Annotated in this window: 26 protein-coding genes; 8 read left to right on the top strand and 18 right to left on the bottom strand. The window is 32.1% G+C overall.

Annotation, left to right across the window (positions count from 1 at the left end; translation table 11 throughout):
- Window positions 1–5: 5 nt before the first annotated feature.
- The 10 genes from atpA to AC1RRQ_RS15040 all read right to left on the bottom strand — a co-directional run bounded on the left by atpA (window position 6) and on the right by AC1RRQ_RS15040 (window position 10,346).
- Entirely contained in the window at window positions 6–1,583 is a 1,578-nt protein-coding gene (atpA, locus tag AC1RRQ_RS15085) for a F0F1 ATP synthase subunit alpha (RefSeq protein WP_493023856.1), read from the bottom strand.
- 38 nt (window positions 1,584–1,621) lie between these two features.
- On the bottom strand, window positions 1,622–2,155 hold the full coding sequence (atpH, locus tag AC1RRQ_RS15080) for an ATP synthase F1 subunit delta (protein ID WP_493023855.1): 534 nt from the start codon (window positions 2,153–2,155) through the stop codon (window positions 1,622–1,624).
- A gap of 4 nt (window positions 2,156–2,159) precedes the next feature.
- A complete protein-coding gene (locus tag AC1RRQ_RS15075) occupies window positions 2,160–2,660 on the bottom strand; it encodes a F0F1 ATP synthase subunit B (protein ID WP_493023853.1) in 501 nt (166 codons plus the stop codon).
- Window positions 2,661–2,748: 88 nt separating this feature from the next.
- Window positions 2,749–2,946 carry an ATP synthase F0 subunit C gene (gene atpE, locus AC1RRQ_RS15070; RefSeq protein ID WP_008465835.1) on the bottom strand — a complete coding sequence of 66 codons (198 nt, stop codon included), beginning with the start codon at window positions 2,944–2,946 and terminating at the stop codon, window positions 2,749–2,751.
- A gap of 33 nt (window positions 2,947–2,979) precedes the next feature.
- Window positions 2,980–4,158, bottom strand: a complete 1,179-nt coding sequence (gene atpB, locus AC1RRQ_RS15065; protein WP_493023852.1) for a F0F1 ATP synthase subunit A — start codon at window positions 4,156–4,158, stop codon at window positions 2,980–2,982.
- A gap of 570 nt (window positions 4,159–4,728) precedes the next feature.
- Window positions 4,729–4,956 (bottom strand): AtpZ/AtpI family protein, encoded by a 228-nt coding sequence (locus tag AC1RRQ_RS15060; RefSeq protein WP_253786544.1) that lies wholly within the window; start codon window positions 4,954–4,956, stop codon window positions 4,729–4,731.
- On the bottom strand, window positions 4,937–5,365 hold the full coding sequence (locus tag AC1RRQ_RS15055; protein WP_493023851.1) for a bactofilin family protein: 429 nt from the start codon (window positions 5,363–5,365) through the stop codon (window positions 4,937–4,939). Before AC1RRQ_RS15055 ends, AC1RRQ_RS15060 begins: the two co-directional genes overlap by 20 nt.
- A 4-nt stretch (window positions 5,366–5,369) precedes the next feature.
- The gene (gene porW, locus AC1RRQ_RS15050) at window positions 5,370–7,985 is read right to left on the bottom strand and encodes a type IX secretion system periplasmic lipoprotein PorW/SprE (protein ID WP_493023850.1); all 2,616 of its coding nucleotides are present in this window, start codon (window positions 7,983–7,985) and stop codon (window positions 5,370–5,372) included.
- Window positions 7,986–8,074: 89 nt separating this feature from the next.
- Window positions 8,075–8,770 carry an ABC transporter ATP-binding protein gene (locus tag AC1RRQ_RS15045; protein ID WP_493023849.1) on the bottom strand — a complete coding sequence of 232 codons (696 nt, stop codon included), beginning with the start codon at window positions 8,768–8,770 and terminating at the stop codon, window positions 8,075–8,077.
- 115 nt (window positions 8,771–8,885) lie between these two features.
- Complete coding sequence (locus AC1RRQ_RS15040; protein WP_493023848.1) at window positions 8,886–10,346, bottom strand: DUF5687 family protein; 1,461 nt, start codon at window positions 10,344–10,346, stop codon at window positions 8,886–8,888.
- Between the two features lie 127 nt (window positions 10,347–10,473).
- Here AC1RRQ_RS15040 and AC1RRQ_RS15035 point away from each other — a divergent pair, with 127 nt between their 5' ends.
- The 3 genes from AC1RRQ_RS15035 (at window position 10,474) to AC1RRQ_RS15025 (ending at window position 12,588) form a co-directional block, all read left to right on the top strand.
- Entirely contained in the window at window positions 10,474–11,526 is a 1,053-nt protein-coding gene (locus AC1RRQ_RS15035; RefSeq protein WP_493023847.1) for a 2Fe-2S iron-sulfur cluster-binding protein, read from the top strand.
- A gap of 170 nt (window positions 11,527–11,696) precedes the next feature.
- Complete coding sequence (locus AC1RRQ_RS15030) at window positions 11,697–12,005, top strand: hypothetical protein (protein ID WP_493023846.1); 309 nt, start codon at window positions 11,697–11,699, stop codon at window positions 12,003–12,005.
- A gap of 148 nt (window positions 12,006–12,153) precedes the next feature.
- A complete protein-coding gene (locus AC1RRQ_RS15025; protein ID WP_493023845.1) occupies window positions 12,154–12,588 on the top strand; it encodes a hypothetical protein in 435 nt (144 codons plus the stop codon).
- Window positions 12,589–12,637: 49 nt separating this feature from the next.
- On the opposite strand, the gene AC1RRQ_RS15020 is transcribed toward AC1RRQ_RS15025, so the two are convergent.
- Together AC1RRQ_RS15020 and AC1RRQ_RS15015 are read right to left on the bottom strand one after the other, a co-directional pair.
- Window positions 12,638–13,645 (bottom strand): glycosyltransferase family 9 protein, encoded by a 1,008-nt coding sequence (locus AC1RRQ_RS15020; protein WP_493023844.1) that lies wholly within the window; start codon window positions 13,643–13,645, stop codon window positions 12,638–12,640.
- A 39-nt stretch (window positions 13,646–13,684) separates the two neighbouring features.
- Window positions 13,685–14,290 (bottom strand): DUF4254 domain-containing protein, encoded by a 606-nt coding sequence (locus AC1RRQ_RS15015; protein WP_493023843.1) that lies wholly within the window; start codon window positions 14,288–14,290, stop codon window positions 13,685–13,687.
- Between the two features lie 112 nt (window positions 14,291–14,402).
- Between AC1RRQ_RS15015 and upp the strand changes: the two genes are divergently transcribed.
- Window positions 14,403–15,056: a uracil phosphoribosyltransferase gene (gene upp / locus AC1RRQ_RS15010; RefSeq protein ID WP_493023842.1), complete on the top strand. Its 654-nt coding sequence runs from the start codon at window positions 14,403–14,405 to the stop codon at window positions 15,054–15,056.
- Here the strand turns inward: upp and AC1RRQ_RS15005 are convergent.
- Entirely contained in the window at window positions 15,051–15,980 is a 930-nt protein-coding gene (locus AC1RRQ_RS15005) for a DUF6427 family protein (RefSeq protein WP_493023841.1), read from the bottom strand. The genes upp and AC1RRQ_RS15005 overlap by 6 nt on opposite strands.
- A 136-nt stretch (window positions 15,981–16,116) precedes the next feature.
- Between AC1RRQ_RS15005 and AC1RRQ_RS15000 the strand changes: the two genes are divergently transcribed.
- A complete protein-coding gene (locus AC1RRQ_RS15000) occupies window positions 16,117–16,347 on the top strand; it encodes a DUF6341 family protein (protein WP_041519835.1) in 231 nt (76 codons plus the stop codon).
- Here AC1RRQ_RS15000 and purD read toward each other — a convergent pair.
- Complete coding sequence (gene purD, locus AC1RRQ_RS14995) at window positions 16,339–17,613, bottom strand: phosphoribosylamine--glycine ligase (protein ID WP_493023840.1); 1,275 nt, start codon at window positions 17,611–17,613, stop codon at window positions 16,339–16,341. The two genes, AC1RRQ_RS15000 and purD, sit on opposite strands and share 9 nt — an antisense overlap.
- A gap of 132 nt (window positions 17,614–17,745) precedes the next feature.
- Here purD and AC1RRQ_RS14990 point away from each other — a divergent pair, with 132 nt between their 5' ends.
- Genes AC1RRQ_RS14990 through AC1RRQ_RS14980 form a run of 3 tightly spaced genes read left to right on the top strand, consistent with a single transcriptional unit; the run spans window position 17,746 to window position 19,620 of the window.
- Window positions 17,746–19,056, top strand: a complete 1,311-nt coding sequence (locus AC1RRQ_RS14990; RefSeq protein ID WP_493023839.1) for a phenylacetate--CoA ligase family protein — start codon at window positions 17,746–17,748, stop codon at window positions 19,054–19,056.
- Between the two features lie 41 nt (window positions 19,057–19,097).
- Window positions 19,098–19,226: an ORF6N domain-containing protein gene (locus AC1RRQ_RS14985; protein WP_493023838.1), complete on the top strand. Its 129-nt coding sequence runs from the start codon at window positions 19,098–19,100 to the stop codon at window positions 19,224–19,226.
- 40 nt (window positions 19,227–19,266) lie between these two features.
- Entirely contained in the window at window positions 19,267–19,620 is a 354-nt protein-coding gene (locus tag AC1RRQ_RS14980) for an ORF6N domain-containing protein (RefSeq protein ID WP_493023837.1), read from the top strand.
- Window positions 19,621–19,689: 69 nt separating this feature from the next.
- Here AC1RRQ_RS14980 and AC1RRQ_RS14975 read toward each other — a convergent pair whose 3' ends face one another.
- From AC1RRQ_RS14975 to AC1RRQ_RS14960, 4 genes are all read right to left on the bottom strand, one after another.
- Window positions 19,690–20,457, bottom strand: coding sequence for a glycosyltransferase family 2 protein (locus AC1RRQ_RS14975; protein WP_493023836.1), 768 nt, complete (start codon window positions 20,455–20,457; stop codon window positions 19,690–19,692).
- Between the two features lie 33 nt (window positions 20,458–20,490).
- A complete protein-coding gene (locus AC1RRQ_RS14970) occupies window positions 20,491–21,474 on the bottom strand; it encodes a UDP-glucuronic acid decarboxylase family protein (RefSeq protein ID WP_095952830.1) in 984 nt (327 codons plus the stop codon).
- 64 nt (window positions 21,475–21,538) lie between these two features.
- A complete protein-coding gene (locus tag AC1RRQ_RS14965; protein WP_493023835.1) occupies window positions 21,539–22,663 on the bottom strand; it encodes a glycosyltransferase in 1,125 nt (374 codons plus the stop codon).
- A complete protein-coding gene (locus tag AC1RRQ_RS14960; RefSeq protein ID WP_493023834.1) occupies window positions 22,644–23,744 on the bottom strand; it encodes a glycosyltransferase family 4 protein in 1,101 nt (366 codons plus the stop codon). Before AC1RRQ_RS14960 ends, AC1RRQ_RS14965 begins: the two co-directional genes overlap by 20 nt.
- Window positions 23,745–23,757: the final 13 nt, after the last annotated feature.

The following is a 23,757-nucleotide window of genomic DNA, read 5'->3' as shown; positions in this document are numbered from 1 at the left end:
TCTAATTAGTTATATTTTGCTGAAATTTCTTTTGCTGCTTTTTCGATAACATCTGTAATTGTGTCATCTAATTTTCCAGCTTTCAACGCATTAAGCGTATCTTTATGTTTACTGTTTAAGTAAGCTAAGAAATCAGCTTCGAATTCTTTTACTTTATTTACAGGAACGTTTCTTAATAAGTTTTTAGATCCAGCGTAAATAATTGCTACTTGATTTTCTACTGTATAAGGATCGTTTAGACCTTGTTTCAAGATCTCAACGTTTCTTTTTCCTTTTTCAATTACGTTTAAAGTAACTGAATCTAAGTCAGAACCAAATTTAGCGAAAGCTTCTAATTCACGGAATTGAGCTTGGTCTAATTTTAAAGTTCCAGAAACTTTTTTCATAGATTTAATCTGTGCATTACCTCCAACACGAGATACAGAGATACCTACGTTAATAGCAGGACGAACTCCAGAGTTGAACAAATCTCCATCAAGGAAAATCTGACCATCTGTAATAGAGATTACGTTTGTTGGGATATATGCAGAAACGTCACCAGCCTGAGTTTCGATAATTGGCAACGCAGTTAATGAACCACCACCTTTTACGATAGACTTAATAGAATCTGGTAAATCGTTCATGTTTTTAGCGATACCATCATCAGCAATTACTTTACAAGCACGCTCTAATAAACGAGAGTGTAAGTAGAAAACGTCTCCAGGGTAAGCCTCACGTCCCGGTGGTCTTCTTAATAAAAGAGAAACCTCACGGTAAGCAACAGCTTGTTTAGATAAATCATCATACACGATAAGTGCCGGACGACCTGAATCTCTAAAGTATTCTCCAATTGCAGCACCTGCGAAAGGAGCATAAACTTGCATTGGAGCTGGATCAGAAGCATTAGCAGCAACGATAACTGTATAAGCCATTGCTCCTTTTTCTTCTAACATTTTTGCGATTCCTGCTACAGTTGAAGCTTTTTGCCCAATTGCAACATATATACAGAATACAGGTTTTCCTGCATCGTAAAATTCTTTTTGGTTTAAGATTGTATCGATACAAACAGTTGATTTACCTGTTTGACGGTCACCAATTACAAGCTCACGTTGTCCACGACCTACCGGGATCATAGCATCAACTGCTTTTACTCCTGTTTGTAATGGTTCAGTTACCGGCTGACGGAAGATAACACCAGGTGCTTTTCTTTCTAAAGGCATTTCGTATAAGTCTCCACCAATTGGTCCTTTTCCATCAATTGGAAAACCAAGAGTGTTAACAACACGTCCTACCATTTGCTCACCTACTTTAAGAGAAGCAATACGTTGTGTTCTTTTTGCTGTTGATCCTTCTTTGATTCCAGTTGATGGTCCTAAAAGTACCACACCAACGTTATCTTCTTCAAGGTTCAATACAATAGCTTCAAGTCCGTTATCAAATTCAACTAACTCACCATATTGTACATTAGATAGCCCGTAAATACGAGCAATACCGTCTCCAACTTGAAGTACTGTTCCTACTTCCTCTAGCGTAGCACCAGATTCAAAACCTTCTACTTGCTTTCTTAATATTGCTGAAATTTCAGCAGGTTTGATTTCCGCCATCTTAATTTATAATTTAGACACTTTTATGTGTAATAAAACTAATTACTTAACTCTCTTTTTAATACCTGTAATCTGTTTGCTACAGACGCATTGTATTGTTGATCACCTATTCTTAAAATAAATCCTCCAATAATTGATGGATCTACGATATTTTCAATTGTTATTTTTTTATCTGATAAAGTTGCCACTTTTGCTAATACTTTAGCTTCTAAGGCAGCATCCATAGGAATAGCTGTTGTAACTTTTGCTACTTCAACACCATTACTTTCGTCAAATAAATTTTTATATTCTAAAGCAATTGCTTCTAGAATTTCAAATCTTTTGTTTTCGAATAATAAATGGAATAAACCTTTAGTTACACCATTAACATCTGCGAAAACTTCTAAAAGAGCACTTTCTTTAACTTCAACTTTTGTTGTTGGGTTTTGAATAAATGTACTCAATTCTGTATTAGTTTCAATTGCAGAAGCAATTGATTTCATATCGTTATTGACAGCTTCGGCAACACCTTTAGAGTTTGCTAAGTCTAGAATTGCTTTTGCATAACGAATTGCTGCTCTTGTACTTGCCATAATCTTAGTTTAACTTTACGTCACCTAACATTTTCTCAACTAATTTAGTTTGAGATTCTTTGTTAGATAATTCTTCTTTCAATAATTTTTCAGCGATGCTTAATGATAAAGTTGAAACTTGAGATTTCAATTCAGCCATTGCAGCATTTTTTTCACTTTCGATAGCAGCTTTTGCCTGCTCGATCATTTTTTGACCCGCTTCTTGTGCTTCGTTTTTAGAATCAGCTATCATTTTCTCTTTCATTTCACGAGCTTCTTTTAGCATCGCGTCACGTTCTGCACGAGCTTCATTCAAAATTCTTTGATTGTCAGCTTGTAAATTTTCCATTTCTCTCTTTGCATTTTCTGCAGAAAGCAATGCGTTTTTAATACCTTCTTCTCTGTCAGTAATAGACTGCATAATTGGTTTCCATGCAAATTTCACCAAAAGTAAAATTAATACTAACAAGATTAAAGCTTGCCAAAAGAATAAACCGAATGAAAAATCGTTAATTAACTTATCCATTTTATAACTATATTAAATATTTAATTTCTTTTTTAAAAGTAACAACACCTTTAACCAACCGTTAAAGATGTTGTTATTTCTCTCTTTATTATTTTCCTAAGATTAAAGCAGCGAATGCTAAACCTTCTAATAAAGCCGCGATAATAATCATCGCAGTTTGAATTTTACCAGCAGCTTCTGGTTGACGAGCAATAGCGTCCATAGCAGATCCACCGATTTTACCTAAACCTAAACCTGCACCGATTACTACTAAACCTGCACCTACTAAAGTTGGAATTGTTCCCATAAGTATTTATATATATAAAATTAAACTTCTAAATTAAATAATTGCGTTTTCTTCGTGGTGACCGTGATCATCATGGTGGTGATCCTGAACAGCCATACCAATAAACAATGATGATAACATTGTAAAGATAAACGCTTGTAAAAATGCAACTAAAACTTCAATAACAGAGATAAACAATGTTAAACCTAATGAGATTGGCAAATCGGCAGCTAAATTTTTACCTACGAAAATCATAGCGATCAAACTCATAATTACTACGTGACCTGCAGTAATGTTTGCATACAAACGAATTAATAATGCAAATGGTTTTGTTAGTGTTCCTAAAACTTCAATTGGAGCAAGGATAATTTTCATTGGAACCGGAACTCCTGGCATCCAGAAAATGTGTCCCCAATAATCTTTGTTAGCACTAAATTGTGTAATTAAGAAAGTAAATGCTGCTAAACATACTGTAATAGCGATATTACCTGTAACGTTAATTCCAAGAGGAGTCATTCCTAATAAGTTTAACAACCACACAAAGAAAAATACAGTCAATAGGTAACCCATATATTTACGGTATTTTGTCTCTCCAATATTAGGAACAGCAATTTCGTCTCTAATAAAAATAATAAGTGGTTCTAAAACTCTTCCAAATCCAGTTGGGATTGGTCCTTTTTTATATGATTTTGCTAAACCAGTAAACATTAAGAAAAGTAATACTGAAACAAAAAGCATTGATACAACATTTTTTGTAATAGAAAAATCTAAAGGTTTTTCGTTTGATGGATGACCGTGTTCGTCAAAGTTAATTGTACCGGCAGCATCTGTTTTATAAATTTTACCGTGAACAAGTTTGTAAAAGTTTCCGTCAACTTCTGCAACTTCTTCTCCGTGGTGTAATTTTGAAGAGGAGAAAAATTTCAATCCACCATCTATAAGAATAACTGGTAATGAAAATCCGTAGTGTTTATTTTCTTTTTCATCTGAAAAGAAAACAAAGTCATGAGAATCTTGTAAGTGATGATCAATAAAAGCATCCACTTTAGCTTTTGGATCAAGAGCTGCGTGCTCTCCTTCCTCAGGAGCATTATGCGAAATTACTTTCTCTTCATGAACAGCTTCAGTTTGTACATGCGTTGAGTCAGTCTCTGGGTTTGCGAAACCCATAATTGGTAGAGAAGCTACAAAAGCGGCAAGGATAAATCTGAGTGGTTTGTTTGGAATCACCATATCTTTTGAAAATCTTATTTTTTTACGTTTCTAAAATTTGGTGCAAAGGTACATTTTTTATTAATATTCAAAAGGATATGAAAAATTATTTTTGAACCTTGTTTTACATATTCGCGATTTTAACGCTTTTCATTTAATAATCGGACAGTTAAAAGCGTCTGAAATAACAAAAACAAAATAAATGTTATAAAAAAACTGACTTTTTCAAGATTGACTGTTTCTGATTTGGTTTCTAAAATTGGCTGCAAAATTAAATATCCTAACAGCATTTGTGTAAAAGTTCCAAATAAGAAAACCATTCCAACTATTTGAAAATTCTTCTTTTTTACTATTAATAATATAAGGTATAATAAAGCGGATAGTCCGAAAAAAATTAAATACAAAAATTCTATACTGTAGTGGAATTTATGAACATCAATTTTTAAAAAATAGAAAATCACTTTATGCAGTACACAAGCTGCTAAAGCGAAATAAAATAAATGAAGAACAGGTTTGTAGTTTTTTAAAAGCATTTGAAATAATTTTATGCAAAGATGCAACTTTTATCTAAAGCTGCTTTCATTGCTAAAATTACTTTGTTTTATTAATATCATTAACCTGACGAATGACATTATATAAGGCAAGGCCAACGCCAAGCATTACAAAAATAGTATTGTAATACACCTTAGGACTTGGATGGTTTTCGTCTAGCCAGGTTCCAAAATAAGAGAAAAGAAAAATAATAACCCCCATTTGAAAGGGGATATTAATAAGAGCGAGCCATTTATTTCTTCTGTTATTATTCGGCTCCTTTTCCATCTTTTACATCTTTTCCTTTTAAATCTTTTGTCTCTTTTACAACTGCTTCTTTATTATTAGTAAGCATCGTACATGTTGCTGTAAAATCTGCTCCAGGTTCTATAGAGAGTTTTCCAACGGCAACTTCACCATGAATTTGTGCTGTTGCTTTAATATTAAGGATTTCAAGAACTTTAATTTTTCCGTGAAACTGGCCTTCAATATCGGCATTATTGCATATAATTTCACCTTTTACAATACCAGATGCGCCTATTACTAATTTTCCTTGCGATGTGAAGTTTCCAATTAATTCTCCATCCAGTCTAAAATCTGCTTTTGAGACTATGTCTCCAACAATAGAAGTTCCTTCAACAATTCGATTTGTTTTTCCTAAGAGCTCTGTTCCGTTTTTTTTTACTTTGTCAAACATTATATTATGGGGTTTTTGGGGCAAGGTAGGCGTCTAGGTTCTTTTTAATTTGAACCACTTTATAATTATTGGTAGATATGATTATGGCTGGATGTGCAATTTTATATTTTTTGTCATCTCTTAAAACTCCCGCAACATCTTTGGCATAAGCCTCAGATTTCAAACCATGAATAGCCACAAAACTTTGTGTTCTGTTGTATTTATCAAAGGAAGTTGTTAATCTTTCGTAATTTTCGACTAACAAGAATACTCTAATCGCTTCTTCAATTTGTTTACGCGTTTTAGAATCGTTATTCGGAACTAAATATAAAATTTTCCAGCTTTTATTGTCATCTGTTGTAAAGTTTAATCTTTCTAAAACAGGCACTTGTTTTTCAAGAAGTTCTCTGGCATTTTTGCCTTCCTCACTATTTGGATAGTTATCAGCTACTGTTTCTAAACCTTTTTTATAAGCGTCTAGTCCATTTACTTTTCCTAAAGTGTTTGCTTTTAGCAATTCAAATTTAGAAACTATCTCATCTCCAGAATATTGATTGATTAGATTATCAATATTATCTAAGACAGTATCAAATTGTTCATCCTGAAAAAGCTTATACCATTTTTGATATTCTTTTTCCGGCGACGGCATATCGTCTGTATTGGTATTGTTTAGAATTTGAGCGTATCTCGAATTTGGATAATTTGCTGTTATATCTGATTTTATTCTTTCGGCCTTTGCAGGATTTGTAATTTGATAAATTTTATACAAATTATACATCGATGGCAAAATCAGTTTTTCTTCCGGCTTATTTTTTAATAATTGCTCAAGCTTATCGCTGGCCAAAGTGTATTCTTTAAATTTTTCTTTATAAATAAGTCCTAACTGATAGTAGGCAAAATTTCGTTCTGTGCCTATACTATCAATAGCTGCTTTAGTTTTTGGAAGCTGTTTTTCGTAAAACTCCGTTGTATATTTTTCTACAACAACGGTATCTTTTAATTTATTTGCAGCCTCTTCTTCCTGTATACTATCATTACGCATTGCAGCGTCATTAGCCGCTTTTATTGCAGATAATCTCCAGTTACCGCCAAGATTTCGATTACCCCACATTTTCTTGAACTGCAGTTTTCCGTAGGCAACCGTTGTTGGATTATAAAAATAAAATGTACTTACAGGATCATTTCCTGAAGGGGGTTTAATTCCATCTGAAGGAACATCAGCAGGTTTTCCTAATGAATTTGGATTAATTGCTGTTGGCCCGCTCGAAGCGCTGTTGTTACGTTCTATATTGGCTAACTTTTCTTTTTCTTTTTCTTCCAGAATACGTTTTGCCTCGTCTTTCTTTTTAAGTTCTGCGATATAACTTTCAAAGTAAATTTTTCTTTCAGAATCCGGCAGTCCGTAAACTTTAATGATACTGTCATTTCGTTTGGCAATTGCCTCGTATTTAATTACGTTATCAAGATTTTTTCTGTTTTTTTCGATGAAAGCATATTCTCTTGTCTTCGGATTTAGTTTTGTCAATGTACTGTCGTAATATTTGGCAGCCATTGTATAATCTGTATTTTTAAAATACATGTTTCCGATGTTTCGATATGCTGATGCTGATAAATAAGGATCTTTAGATTTTCTTCCTAAAGATTTATTGTAGAATTTTAGTGCATTTTCTTTGTCTTTCCTTTTATCATAGAAAGCTCCCATTTCATAAAAAAGTACATCATAATAAGGACGGTTCTCTCTATCTGCGACTAGCTTATTATATGTTTTTAAGAAAATGGTGTCGTTGCCGTTTTCATAATCATACATCTGCGCTTTTTTGGCATAAGCGTGCATCATGTATTTTCTGTCGGCTTTACGGTTCATGTCTATAACTCCGTCATAATAATAAGCGGCGCTGTCCTTCATTCCGGCTTCCTGATACATTTGTCCTAAAATAAAACGATATCTGGCGCGGTCTTCGTTTACACGCGAAAATTCTTCGGCAATTCTTAATTTAACAACTGCGCTGTCTCTTTCTTCTAAATTTAAAAAAGCTTCGGCCAATAAAGCATTTGCGTCCGAAAAAGTCTGCTTGTTTAAATCTGTTTTCTTTAGTAGAAGATTAATATTTTTTACCACAATAGCATCATTTCCTAAACGCATATTGGTTTTTTCGCGCCAGATTTTTGCTGTATAAATATTACTGCTGTTTGGGTATTTGTAAAGAATATAATTGAAAGCTTCTAATGCCGGGATAAAACGCTGATCGTAATATCTGGCTTTTCCAAGCATTAAATACGCTTCATCTATTTGATAGTTTTTTTCTCTTCCTCCAATATTCATGGAGTGTTTTTGAATTGCTTTTGTAGCCTTTGTTTCTGCTTTTTCAAAATCAGGATTTTTTGTTTTTTCCCCTTCCGAAAAATTTTCATCAAACTGCATTTTCTCAATTGGCAGAATACTCCAGAAATCATCCTGGTTATTTGCCTGAATTGATTTTAAGCCTTTTTCAAGACCTAATCCGCCATTATACAAAATGTTATACTTTGTACTTAATGCATGCGAATTCCTGTTTATAAACGTATTGTTCTTGGTAGAACACGCTATCAAAAGGAATAAAAAAATGAGAAAAAAACTATATTTAAGAGTATTCTTTTTCAATAGAACTGATTTTAAAGCATTAACTTCTAAAAAGCATTTTTAGTATAATGACTTGTAAAAATACACTTCTTTTTTGAAATTATTGAATCTTAAACCGCAAAAAACGATTCGAGTTCTTGTAAGGTTTCTCTTGAAGTTTGAATGTCTTTTACAATCTCCCCTTTATTAAGTGCCACAATTCGGTCGCAAACCTCTACAGTATGTTGTAAATCATGGCTTGAAACCAAAACGGTAACATTAGGATTTTCGGCTAATTCTTTAATAATTTTCTTTAAACGGCTTACTGTTGTTGGATCTAAATTTGCAAATGGCTCGTCTAAAATAACCACTTCGGGATTGCCAATTAATGTGGCAATAATTCCCACTTTTTTTTGATTTCCTTTGGATAAATCTCGAAGGTATTTTTTGTTGTTTAAAATTTCGCCGTTGAAAAATTCTTCGTGCTTTGCTAACAAGGCATCAATATCGGCTTTGTTTTGGTGGCGCAAATCTCCAATAAAATAAAAATATTCCTCAGGAGTTAAATATCCTATGAGGAAACTTTCATCTAAAAAAGATCCTGTAAACGATTTCCAGTTTTCGCTTGTATTAACTTGAATATCATTACTTTTTATATATCCTGTAGAAGGCTGAATTAAATCTAAAAGCAAACTGAAAAATGTTGTTTTTCCTGCTCCGTTATTACCTACTAATCCAAAACTCTGTCCTTTTGGAATTTCAAGATTGTTAATGTTTAAAACTGTAGTTCCGTTATATTTTTTTGAAAGTTGATTTACTTGTATCATGGTGTAATTTTAGATTGTTGATTTTAGATTTTAGATAAAAAAATCTGTTAATTAATATTCAATGTTGATCAGATAAAAATTATCTCATTATCAAATTGACTCATTTCTAATTATTCTAACTCTTTTGTTTATAGGCGCTTATTGTGCTGTACTTTTCGATTTTATATCTTTTTTCAATTAAAGAAAAAACTTTGTCTTTAAAAATAAAACCTAAAACTCCTGCTCCCGCAACAAGCGACAATGCAATTGCTTTGTTTCCAAAATGCAGTCCCAACCAATAAATTATAAGCGGCAGAAATATTTTAGGAAGAGATAATAGCATAGAATTTACATTAAAGGCTTTTTTATCTCCAAAAGCGCCTCCGGCACTGCTTAAATCGATTGGAGTTTTAGTAAAAGCGCCTCCTAAAAGAACCAAATGCGAATTTACTCCAATGTTGTAAATGGCTCCAACCACGATCGTTAAGTAAACTTCCCACCCGTAAAACAAATAAAATGATGCTAGTATTGTCGAAAAGAAAGTAACAATAACAATAAGCCACCATTTTGAAGTTATATAACCTCTATACGGAATATTTTGTGTCATCATTAATTGATAATACGAACTGTCCCAGCTTGGTACAAACTGTCCAAAGACAAATAAAAAGCCGCCGGAAACAAATATGCCGGCAAAAATCTGCATTACTTCAGGTTGTTGTGAGTTTCCAAAAAAGATCAATCCGTAAAACAAAAAGATAACACTCATAACAATAGTAGTCTTTGATCTTTTGTTTCTCTTTATCAATTTGATATCATTTTTAAGGAAAGTTCCCAAAGTTCCAAATTGATTCAGCCACGAAAGATTTTCTGTTGTTGCAACATCATGTTTTACCGAAAGACCTGCATCGAGATATAAATTGTTTTTGAAATATTTGAAAGTGAAAGCATACAGCCCAATTAATACCAAAATTGGAATTAAAAATACACCTTCTATATCATAAAAACTCTGAAAAAACGGAGTTGTAAATGTTGTAATATCAAATACTTTATAATATTGTGCACCTGCCAAGGCCAGAATTAAGACCACAAATACAACAAACAATTTGTCGATGTTGCTTAAAATAATATTCAGAAAATTGTTGATGTAGATAAGAGCCATTGCTCCTAAATACCAAAAAAGAATGCCAACAACATCGTATCCTTCTAAAATTAATACAACCGAAAACGGAACAAAAAATAAAGCATGTACCCAGTTGAAAAATGATAGAACTGTTTTGCCCAGTGAAAAGTGTACAATAACAGGTTTCTTAAATGGTAAAACCAATAATGGTTTAATATTTAAAACCGGAATTGACTGCAGTAACAATCGAATTACTAAATCGAACAAAAAATAATAGATTAAAAATCTATTAACGGTAACTAATGGTTCGAGATTCATTTTTTTAAGAATGTAAAATGCGCCTACGCCCATCCCGATAAAAATTAGTGAAAAATAGATCATTAATAAACCCAGTACAATTTTCATTGCCAGGTTTTTACCAAATGATGCCGATCTTATGAAGGCTTTCCATTCGAGGTAAATAAACTTTTTAATCATGGTTAATTGGTTTTGATTTTTGTAGTAAGAGATCAAATGTAGGAAAACGTTACAAAAAAAGTTAAAAAAAATATTTTAGTAAGTGTCAATTACTTATGGTTTGCTACTTTTGCAAAAAATTTAAATCATGCCTTCATTCTTAAAACTTATAATTAAAGAGGTTAAACGCGAAACTGCCGATGCTGTTTCGGTGCTTTTTAATGTTCCTGAAGAACTTAAACAAGACTATAAATTTATAGCCGGACAATACATAAACTTAAAATTAACTCTTGATAATCAAGAAATCCGTCGTGCTTACTCAATTTGTTCTGCGCCAGACAGCGGTGAATTACGCATTGCGGTTAAGGCAGTAAAAAATGGTCTTTTTTCTCAATTTGCCAACACAAAATTAAAAACCGGAGATGTTCTTGAAGTGGGTCAGCCGGAAGGAAAATTTACTTTTGAACCAGATGCTGACAGACAAAAAAATTATGTAGCATTTGTTGCCGGAAGTGGTATTACTCCTGTACTTTCTATTTTGAAGTCTGTTTTAAAGAATGAGCCAAAAAGTTCATTTGTATTGGTTTACGGAAACAGAACTCCCGAAGAAACTATTTTTCATCAGGAATTACATGATTTGCAATTGCAATATGTAGGTCGTCTTTTCGTGCATTCTGTATACAGCCAGGCGAAAGTTGAAAATGCATTATTTGGAAGAATTGAGAAATCGACAGTAAATTTTGTTTTAAATAACAAACACAAAGAACTTGAGTTTGATAAGTTCTATTTGTGCGGACCAGAAGAAATGATCAATACTGTTTCGACTGTTTTGAAAGAGAAAAACGTAAAAGAATCAGCTATTAAATTTGAGCTTTTTACTACTTCTTCTGAAGAACACGAAATTCAAGGTTCTCAGGAAGGGCATACTAAAATTACGGTTTTAGTTGATGATGAAGAAGTTACTTTTGAAATGTCTAAAAAACAAACGATTCTGGACGCCGCTTTAAAACATGGCGTTGATGCTCCATATTCTTGCCAAGGCGGTATTTGCAGCAGCTGTTTAGGACGCGTTACAGCGGGAACTGCAGAAATGACTAAAAATTCTATTTTAACTGATAGTGAAATTGCTGAAGGTTTGATTTTAACTTGTCAGGCTCACCCAACATCAGAGACTATTTATGTTGATTATGATGATGTTTAATTGGTAAAATTCTAAAAAAGAAATTACAATGCATAAATTCCAAATCCCACAACTTTCAATTGGGATTTGGAATTTTTTTTGTTTAATTGCGTTATTTCTAATCTTTGACAAAGATCTAGCTTGGTCCCGAGGCTTCGGGATGGGATTTAAAAATTGAAAATTAATTGAATATGAAATCGGTACGAGAAATTTTTAAGACAAAAGAATATCTTTTAGACGAACCTGAGGTTGTTAAACTTATTGATTATTGCGAAGAACTGCAAGATGAAATTGTAGAATTCAAATTTCAGAAAACCAATAATAAAGAACTTGCTATGCTTGATATGCTCAAGGAAGTTATAAAAGGATGCAATGCCATTGAAAAAGAACAAATGGAACATGAACGATTTGGTTATGAAGCACCTGATTATGAAACTACGATTTCAAACCTAAAAAATTATATTTACAGCCGATGCCGTGACGAGAAAATCTGGCTATAGTTGAATTACAATAAAAACAAAATTTTGCTAAAATATTGCTGAATTTTTATTATATTAGAGGTGAAATTATGGTAATCGCAATCTCATCGTTTTATGTAGATTGGTAGAGCCAAATCAAATTTGTCAACGCATATAAAAATTAAATATCATGACAACTCACGTACAACACTTTCATCTTTATCTCTTTATTATGTTCGTTGTAACTGCTTCATTATGCATTTTGGCAGTTATTCTAAAAATGAAAAACAAAAAAGGTCCAAAGTTGCTCGAAAGAGAAAAATACAATTCAACTATGACTGAAAAAATGACAGAAGTAACAAAGACAGATTCGAATATTTTTAACATCTGGCCTTATGTAAGCAGACTAAAATCTGCTAAAATTTTATCTAAAAAAATTAAAGACCACGACTTAATTTATAAAATTTACAGAGATTCATCAGAAAAATTCGAGCATATTCTATTATCAACCGAAGACAAAAATAACTTTGTCACCATTATAGTAAATAAAAAAAGAAGAAAAACAATAGGATATTCTTTCCTGGACGCTAACGAAAAATATGTTTTAAATAAAAATATTGCTTAAAGAATAAAAAAAAACTTCTCTTGATTGAGAAGTTTTTTTTTATTCTTTATCAAAGCTGTTCTACAACTTTGTCAATAACCTGCTGTGGTAAAATTGTCCTCATAGCATCTTGATAACCTTCAACAATTTTATTTCCGTAAACTGATGTTGGCAGTTTTGGATATTGATTTCTATCTGAAGTTAAAGCGTTTTCTAAACTTTGGTTAAACGGCAAAAATCCAGCATACGGATGCGTGGCGCCCCAAAGTGTAATGACTTTTACCCCCAGCATTGCGGCAATATGTGCATTTCCAGAATCCATAGAAAGCATTACATCCAGATTGCTTATTAATTGTAATTCCTGCTGAAACTTGATTTTTCCAGCCATATTAATGACATTTTCATACGGCTTTGAGAGTGAATCCAGAATTTCAATTTCTTTTTTTCCTCCGCCAAAAAGCAAAATTTTATAGGATGAATTTTGGGCCAGTTTCGCAATAACTTCTGTCATTAAATCTAAAGGATAGACCTTAGAATCGTATTGTGCAAAAGGAGCAATCCCAATTAGTTTTTGATTTTGATTGCCGATAATGTCCAATAAATCAGCGCTTAAAACTTCTTTTTTAGGAAATATTGGGTTCGATAAATTTAAAGAGAATCCTAATGTTTCAAACACTTTTGCATGTCTTTCGAACATGGTTGGCAATTGTTTAAAAACTTTATTTTCGGCTCTTGTTAATTCTTTTTTTCCATCTCGGCCTTTGTCAACAGTCGCTCTTTTTTTTCCGCTTAAAGCAAAAAGTAAACTCACAACTTTAGATCGCAGCACATTATGAAGATCTGCAAAAGCATCAATTTTTAGTTTTTTTACGTCTTTATACAAACGTACCAGTCCTAAAAATCCTTTGTGTCTTTCTTTTTCATCAAAAGAAAAAAACTCCAGATTTGGAATTCCTTCAAAAAATGGCTTAAAAAAAGGACGCGAAATAACCGTTAATTTTACCTCTGGATACTGTTTTACAAAAGCGCGTAAAACAGGAACCGTCATGGCGACATCTCCCATTGCGGATAGTCTCATGACGGCTATATGCTTAATTTTACTGGACAAGTCTGCCAATTATTTTTTATTTTGATATAAAACAGGATTCAATTCATCGTCGTTGTACATTTTCATTTGTTTGTACACTTTCATGAATTTGTCACCATTTTCAATGTCTGTCAATAAATCGTCAATTGCGGTAGACAAATCTGTTCTTTGTTCTAAAAGTACATTTAATTTTTCCTGACATTTATCTCTATGCTCCTGAGTCGCCTCTGCACGAGTTGCTTCTTCATGCATGTGATAAATTTTTAAAGCCAAAATAGACAATCTGTCAAATGCCCAAGCTGGACTTTCAGAATTGATTTTTGCTCCGTCTTTTGCTTTTACGTCGCTGTATTTTTGCAAAAAGTAACTATCGATATATTCAACCATATCAGTACGTTCCTGGTTTGAAGCGTCGATTCGTCTTTTTAAAGTCAAAGCAGCAACCGGATCAATTTGCGGATCACGAATGATATCTTCAAAATGCCATTGAACAGTATCGATCCAGTTTTTTAGATATAATAAATGTTCAAATTTATCTTTTGGATATGGATTGTTTATAGGCTGATCAACATTATCAAATTGGTGATAATCTTTAATACTTTGTTCGAAAACCGAATATGCTAATTTTGAAAACATGTCTTTATTTTTTTAGAGTTACAAAGATACTTTTTATACTTTTATGCTGCGAATAAAACGAATGTTTTTTCGTTATGGTACATTAACCCATTGATAATTCTAAAATTTTATTATGAAAATCCATTATATATCCGAAAATAATAGCGTATTAAATCACTTTTTGGGTCAAATTAGGAATATTAACGTGCAAAACGACAGCATGCGGTTTAGACGAAATATTGAACGCATTGGAGAAATTATGGCTTATGAACTGAGCAAAATTTTACCTTATAAAACTGTTGAAATTCAAACCCCGCTTGGCATTAAAAAAACAACCGAAATTGAAACTGATTTGGTTTTATGTCCAATTTTAAGAGCCGGATTACCGCTTCATAACGGTTTTTTAAATTATTTTGACCATGCCGAGAACAGCTTCGTTTCTGCTTGCAGGCATCATCCAAATAATGATGATGAATTCGAAATTTTAGTTGAATATCAGGCGATTTCGAACTTAAATAATAAAACCGTTTTACTTCTTGACCCCATGCTGGCAACTGGGCAGTCTATTGTAGCAGTTCATAAAAAATTAATCGAAAACGCGGCTCCAACAGAATTTCATATTGTAGTTGTTATTGCTGCACCTGAAGGAATAGCTTTTCTAGAAAAAAATCTTCCAGAAAATTGTCATTTATGGGTCGCTTCTTTAGATGAAAAACTAAACGAGAAAAATTACATTGTTCCTGGTCTTGGCGATGCCGGTGATCTTGCTTACGGAAGTAAATTATAATTGAGAGAAAAAAGTAAATAAACTACACAAAATCAGTACGTAAAATACAATTTCATTATTGAGTTTTTGCTGCATATATTCAACATGACTTGCTGCCATTATAGCCAGCGGCGCAATGCTGAACAATAATAAATCATTGCTTTTATCTGTAGAAATAACAAATACAAGAATTGCAATAAAGAAACAAGCAACAACCTTTTTGTATGAAGTATGTACAATTTGAGGTCTGTTTGATAATGTAGTTAACATTGAAAACAGGAAAAATACAACAACAGCGGCGTAAATTGAAAGTGCGCCGTTTTCGTAATTATTCTTAAAATAATCTATTCTAAAATCGATTACAGCACGTTCTTGAAAAAATGCAACCACATCAATATGGAACATTAATGAGATCATATAAAAAACTATAGCCACGGCCAAAAGTGCTACAAAAGGCAAAACCCAGTTTCTATAATCTCTTGAAACGTGAAAAACAATAGATATAAAAACCAAAATTAAAAAGAGAACGCTCCAAAATTGAAATAAAGAAGCTACAAAAATCCAAAAAGAAGCATCGAATATTTTTTCTTTTGATGCTTTTAATGATTGTAACGAAATCAATCTTCGCAACGCCAATAAAATAAAGAAATTGGCATAAACCACATTTGGATTATTAAATATCGTGGGAAAAAATAAAAGAAATAATAAATAGAAAAATATGGCGTAGCCATTGTCTTTACTGAGTCCATTCTTCTTTACGATAAAATTTACCATGAAAAAAGAAGCAAAAATAAAGCACAATAAACTTACTTTTTGAAATATTGTAAAATAAGAATTTATCCAAGACGTTTCTCGAATTTGAAACATGAAAAAGAAAACCAGTATCAAAATTACAACCAACGAATAATTTAATGGCGTAGATTTTTTAAAAACACTTGTTATCATAAGGATATTTTATACTTTTGTGATTGTAAATATAATACTTGTTTAAAAAGGAAAACCAACAAGTTGAAAAAAGATTCTAGTTTGAATTTTACTTCAATGCGTTAAAAACAATAATAACATATAATTTTATAAAATTATGACAGCTTTTTTTGAAGGAATACAATACTTATTCGTTAACATTTTGTTTGCTCCTCTTGACTTTTTACGTCATTTAGAACTTATTACTTGGTTTGGTGCAAACACGATCAACTGGATTTTTATGATCATCTGCGCATGCGCAATCGTTTATTGGATTAAACAATTACGCATTTTTGATGACGCCGGAACTGAAAACCAAGATACTACAGCTCACTCTTTCTTAAAGTAAGTCGAAGCCGATATCTTTTCTAAAATACATCTTATCAAAATTTAGTTTATCTATGTTTTGGTAAGATTTTTTTATGGCCTGTTGAAAATCGTCTCCGTATGATGTTACAGTCAAAACACGTCCTCCATTACTAACGACATTTTCGTTATCTAATTTTGTTCCTGCATGAAAAACTATCGAATCCGTGATATTTTCTAAACCGGTAATTACTTTTCCTTTTTCGAAATCTTCAGGATATCCGCCAGAAACCACCATAATTGTTGTAGCGCTTCTTGGATCAACTTTTAATTCGAAAGTATCTAATTTTTGATTTGAAACTGCCAAAAACAACTCAACCAAATCAGATTCTAATCTCGGAACCACAACTTCTGTTTCCGGATCTCCCATTCTTACGTTGTACTCAATAACGATTGGTTCGTTTTTTACATTGATTAAACCAATAAATACAAAACCTTTGTATTCGATTCCGTCTTTTTGGAAACCTTCAATTGTTGGTTTTACGATACGAGTTTCGATTTTTTCCATCAAAACAGCATCAACATAAGGAACTGGAGAAACCGCTCCCATTCCGCCTGTATTTAATCCTGTGTCTCCTTCACCAATTCTTTTATAATCTTTTGCGGTTGGAAGAATTTTATAACTTTTCCCATCTGTTAAAACGAAACAGCTTAATTCAATTCCATCCAAAAATTCTTCAATAACCACTTTTGAACTTGCTGCTCCAAATTTCTCGTGAACTAACATGTTTCTAAGTTCAGTTTTAGCTTCTTCAAGATCCTGAATAATCAAAACCCCTTTCCCTGCTGCTAAACCGTCTGCTTTTAAAACGAATGGAGGCTGCAATGTTTCCAGAAATTTACATCCTTCTTCTACTGTTTCGGCAGTAAAACTGTCATAAGCTGCAGTTGGAATATTATGTTTCATCAAGAATTCCTTTGCAAATTCTTTACTTCCTTCTAATTGTGCCCCTAATTTTGATGGTCCAATTACCGGAATATGATTTAAACTTTCGTCGTTTTTAAAATAGTCATAAATCCCTTTTACCAATGGATCTTCCGGACCAACCACAACCATACTTACTTTTTCCTGAAGTACAAATGCTTTTATCGCATCAAAATCGGTTGGAGACATTGCAACATTTGTGGCGATGCCGGCAGTTCCTGCATTTCCTGGTGCAACAAAAAGTTTTTCGCAAAGCGGACTCTGAATCATTTTCCATGCAAAAGCATGCTCTCTTCCGCCTGATCCCAATAATAAAATTGTCATGTGTTGTTGTATTTAGTTGTGGTGCAAAAATAATTGCTTTTGCACGTAAAAAATAATTAAATCTTAAAAACTTGTTCAATCTTCGTTGTTAGTAATTGGTAAATATTATTTTTGACGAAAATTATCCTGAAAATGATTCGTCTTTTTGATCTTTCCCTTCAATTAAATGGTTTTCCCATAAAGAAAGCCAAAGCCGAATTGGATAAAATCATTCATTTTTCTGAAGAAGAATATGATTCTTTTCTTCAGAATAAGAAAAAAGAAATTGTTGATTTTCATTTAAAAAACAATTCCTTTTATAAGGAATTCGTTGGAAAATCAACTGTAGAAAATTGGGAAGATTTACCCATTTTGAACAAACAAAATCTTCAAAAACCACTTGAAGAAAGACTATCAAACGGTTATTCAAAAAGCAATATTTACCTCAACAAAACTTCCGGATCAAGCGGAACACCGTTTGTTTTTGCCAAAGATAAATATTCACACGCCTTAACCTGGGCATCCAATATAATGCGTTTTGGATGGTTTGGGATCGATTTTAATCATTCCTATCAAGCGCGTTTTTATGGCATTCCGATGAATTTTGTTGGATATCAAAAAGAACGTTTCAAAGATTTTTTGACACACCGTTTTCGATTTCCTGTTTTTGATTTATCGGATGAGATTTTGGAAAAATTTCTGCAGAAATTCAAAACGAAAAAATTCGATTATATCAATGGTTACACGAGTTCTATTGTATTATTTGCTAAATATTTAGAACAGAAAAATATCATTTTAATTGAAATTTGCCCAACTTTAAAAGCTTGTTTTGTTACTTCGGAAATGCTTTTTGAAACGGATAAAAAACTGCTGGAAAAACAATTTGGCATTCCCATTATTAGCGAATACGGCGCATCTGAACTTGATTTGATTGCTTTTGAAAATCCTGAAGGCAAATGGCAAGTAAATGCAGAAACCCTTTTTGTTGAGATTTTAGACGAAAACAATAATACTGTTCCACATGGAACTGAGGGGAAAATTGTGATTACTTCGTTATTCAATAAAGCTAATCCTTTTATTAGATATGAAATTGGAGACATTGGAATTCTCGATGAAAAAAGCACACTACAAAAACCAATTTTAAAAAAATTAATTGGCAGAACAAATGATATTGCGATTCTGCCAAGCGGAAAAAAATCTCCTGGTTTGACCTTTTATTATGTAACTAAAAGCATTATTGAAGACGATGGAAACGTAAAAGAATTTATCATCAAACAAACCCAATTAGATACTTTTGAAGTTGAATATGTAGCTGAAAAAGAATTGGTTTCTGCACAAATTCAAAAAATAAAAGAAGCAATAGATTTGTACCTAGAACCGAATTTAAACTTCACCTTTACTCGAAAAACTGTTTTAGAAAGAACCAATCGAGGTAAATTAAAACAGTTTAAATCTTATTTATAAATATAAATAAAATCTTACATTTGTTTTTTTATTAAAAACTTATGGACTATAAATCTTTACTCTCTGAAGAAACAATTTCTAATAAAATATATTTTATCCGTGGTCAAAAAGTGCTGCTCGATTTTGATTTAGCAAATCTTTATGGAGTAGAAACTAGAAGATTAAAATGAACAAGTAAAACGAAATTTATCTCGATTTCCTTCAGATTTTATGTTTCAACTCACAGAAATCGAATTAGAAAACTTGATGTCGCAAATTGCGACATCAAGTTGGGGAGGAATTAGAAAATTACCTTTTGCTTTTACTGAACATGGTGTTCTGATGCTTTCAAGCGTTCTAAAAAGCGACAAAGCCATTCAAACTAATATTCAAATCATGCGTATTTTCACAAAAGTGAGGCAAATGCTTTTGGATACAACAGAAATTAAAGTTGATATTCTGCAGATTCAAAAGAAGTTAGAGAATCATGATAAAAATATCGGATTGGTTTTTTCTTATTTAGATGAATTGACTGAAAAAAAGGAAAATGAAGTTGAAAGAGTGAAGATTGGTTATAAAAAATAATTAATTCTTTAAGGTCGCAAATTGCGACCTTGAAACTTGAGGTCACAATTTGTGACTTCAAGTTGAATTTCAAGCTTTCTTTATATATTTTGGTTTGATTATCAATTGAGTAAACAAAAACCTCATCATCAACAAAACAGAAAAAAAGAGATTATAACCATGAAAATCTCGATAAACACCAAAATTGTGCTTAATCAATTTGAATTTTGATGACGAAATAGAATCTTTTCTAATTCTGTAAAAAGCTAAAGGCTCTGGAACTGGTTTGGTTTCTTTGATTTGTTTTAAAATTGTAAGCCACAAGCGCCAATCTTGTCTTTTTTGAGCAGCTTTGATTACGATTTTTCCAAAATAATCTGCATCATAAACAGCCGTTAAATTGCCAACATAATTACAAAAGAACAATTGATTGTAAGTTAACGTTAAAGGTGCTTCTACTCTTCTGTTTAAAATATTTCCGTCTTCGTCAATACAATCATAAAAACTAAAAGTAAAAGGCAGTTTGTTTGTTTTTAAAAACTGAATCTGTTTTTCTAATTTCGTTGGAAACCACAAATCATCGGCATCAAGAAAAGCAATATATTTTCCCGACGCTTTTTCTAAGGCAGCGTTTCTGGCAAAACCATTTCCGGAATTTTCAGCTAATTTAAAAAACTTTATTCTTTTATCTTTTTCAGCAAAATCAGAAATAATTTTAACTGTTTGATCTGTTGAAGCATCATCAGCCAAAATCACTTCCCAGTTTTGATAGGTTTGATTTTGAACTGATTCTATAGTAGCTCTAATGAACTTTTCAGTATTATATGTTGGTATTAAAATAGATACTAAATCACTCATTAGATTTATATTACTTCAGAAATTTAGATCCTATTATTTGATATAACTAGAGAAATCTTTATGCTCTTCTTTAGAAAGTTCTTCTGGAGATAATGATCTAAAATAATCATACGTAATCTTCATTCCTTCAGAACGGCTTACTTTTGCTTCCCACCCTAACAATTCTTTTGCTTTTGTAGTGTCTGGCTGACGCTGTAATGGATCGTTTATTGGTAATGGATGATAGACTACCTTTTGATTGGTTCCTGTTAGTTTAATGATCTCTTCTGCAAAATCTTTAATTGTGATTTCGTCAGGGTTTCCAATGTTTACCGGATATACATAATCAGAATGCAGTAATCTGAAAATACCTTCCACCTGATCGTCTACATAACAGAAAGAACGCGTCTGCATTCCATCACCAAAAATAGTTAAGTCTTCGCCACGTAAAGCCTGACCAATAAATGCAGGAATTACACGTCCGTCGTTTAATCGCATTCTTGGGCCGTATGTATTAAAAATACGTACGATTCTGGTTTCTACACCGTGAAAAGTATGATACGCCATAGTTATCGATTCCTGAAAACGTTTAGCCTCGTCATAAACACCACGCGGACCTATTGTATTTACGTTTCCGTAATATTCTTCGGTTTGTGGGTGAACCAAAGGATCTCCATAAACTTCAGAAGTTGAAGCAATCAGAATTCTGGCTTTTTTTACTCTTGCCAAACCTAATAAATTGTGTGTTCCTAAAGACCCAACTTTTAAGGTTTGAATAGGAATTTTTAGATAATCAATAGGACTTGCCGGCGAAGCAAAGTGTAAGATATAGTCTAGATCGCCAGGAATATGTACAAACTTGGTGATATCATGATGATAAAATTCGAAGTTTTCTAATTTGAATAAATGTTCAATATTTTTAAGATCTCCCGTAATCAGATTATCCATCCCAATAACAAAATATCCTTCTTTGATAAATCTGTCACACAAATGTGATCCTAAAAATCCTGCCGCTCCGGTTATAAGTATTCTTTTCATGATAGTTGTTTATACACCGCAAATGTAACTGATTTGAAAATTATTTTTCGGTTATCTTTTCAATTTATCTTGTTTTTAAAGACTTTTGATGTTCTTTAAATCTTGTTTCTACAAATACTTGCATTTCATTTTCAAATCTTTGCTTTGAAAATGAAACAGCGTGTTCCCGTATTAGTTTAGGGTCAAAAATTTTTGTTTCGAAGTTTATTACCGCTTGTTTAATTTCTTCAACAGATTGTTCTTTAAAAAAAACTCCCGTTTTGTTTTCAATAACGGTTTCAAGCGTTCCTCCTTTTGCTAACGCAATTACCGGAGTTCCACACGCTTGTGCTTCGACGGGAATAATTCCAAAATCTTCTTCGGCGGCAAAAACAAATGCTTTTGCTTTTTGCATCAAGACTTTTAATTTTTCGTTTGTAATAAAACCAACAAATTCAATATTGCTTTTTGCAATTTGTTGAAGTTTTTCTAATTCTGGCCCATCGCCGGCAACAATTAGTTTTAAATGAGGTAACTCATTAAAGGCTTCGACAATTAATTGCGTTTTTTTATACGAAACCATTCTAGAGGCCGTAAAATAGTAATCTTCTTTTTTTTCTTCTAAACTAAAGAAATCAACATCTACTGGTGGATAAATTACTGTCGATTCTTTGTTGTAACTCTTCTTTATCCTTTGAGCAATATGATTAGAATTTGCAATAAAAAAATCTACATTTTCTGAATTTGAAAGATCCCATTTTTTGATTTTTTTTAAAACCGATTTTGCATAAATCCCTTTTAAACCTTTATCTAATCCCGAATCTTTTAAATACTGATCTTTTAAATCCCAGGCATAACGCATTGGAGAATGGCAGTAACAAATATGCAATTGATCTTTATGGGTCTTAATTCCTTTTGCAACAGCTGAGGAAGAACTGATAATAAGATCGTAATCACTTAAATCAAATTGTTCAATGGCAATTGGAAATAATTGTAAAAATTTGCGGTGATTTTTTTTTGCTGTTGGCAATTTCTGAATGAAGCTGGTTTTAACTTTTTTTCCATTTAAAATAAAGTTACGGTCTTCATCATTCAAAAAATCTATTAATGCAAAATGATCAAAATCATCCCAAACTGAATTTATAGAATGAATTACTTTCTCTGCACCTCCATTTACATAATACCAATCGCTAATTAGAGCTTTTTTCATTGTTGTTTAAAATTTTACTAAACGCTTCTAAATGATTTTTAATAGATTTTTCCCAAGTAAATTTATCTAATTGGATTTTTCTTTTTTCTGTATCAACAATTACTTTATTTTCTAAACATTCTTTTATTTTTTGAGATAATTCGACATCATTCTTCGGATCAAAATAAATAACAGCCTCTCCTCCTATTTCGGACAAACTTGCAGCATTAGAGCTAATAACTACTGTATTAGCTGCTAATGCTTCTAAAACTGGTAATCCAAAACCCTCGTAAAGAGACGGAAATATAAACAAAGAAGCCTTTTGATAATACATAGGCAAATCATAATCTGTAATATGTCCTGTGAAAATAATGTTTTCTTCTAATTTTTTTATCTTAATGAATTCATCAATTTCATAATCCTCAGTAATAAACCCGTCTTTTTTACCTACAATTAAGAGTTTATATTTTGCTTTTAACTGATCTGATAAAGCATCGTAAGCTTTTAATAAAACAATTAAATTTTTATGTGGCTTTACATTTCCAATGTATAAAATAAAATCTTGTGGCAAAGTAGCATTATTTTCTTTTGTCTCTTCAAAAAATGGCACATTTACTCCACAGTAAACTACTTTTATCTTTTCAAATTCAACATTGGTGTATTTTAGAATTTCACTTTTTGAAAACTCTGAAACCGTAAAAATAATAGCTGCTTTTTTAACTGCATTATTATATAAAATAGCGGCATATTTTTTCTTGAGGAAAGAAATTGGAGAAACTCCCGCAAGATGATTGACATCGTGAATTGTTACAACCTTTTTCTTTGCAAGAGTTGCAAAAATTGGAAAATTAAAATGCGGACACCAAAAAACATCACATTTAGGTATTTTAAAAGGGTATAAAAATTGTTCTTTTAAAGAATACATTTTAGAATTAAATTCTACAACCTCAACTTTATTACTCCAATCAAATTTTGCAATTTCATTTTTATTGCCCAAAACTGTAACTGTATCAAATTCTGAAATTATACCTGGTATTACATTTTTTATGTAAGTACCAATTCCAGAAGCATTTATAGAGCGAACATCAATTACTAATTTCATTTATATTAATTGG

It is taken from the genome of Flavobacterium sp. GW821-FHT12A05 (assembly GCF_058807735.1).
This window is presented reverse-complemented; position numbering and strand designations above follow the sequence as displayed.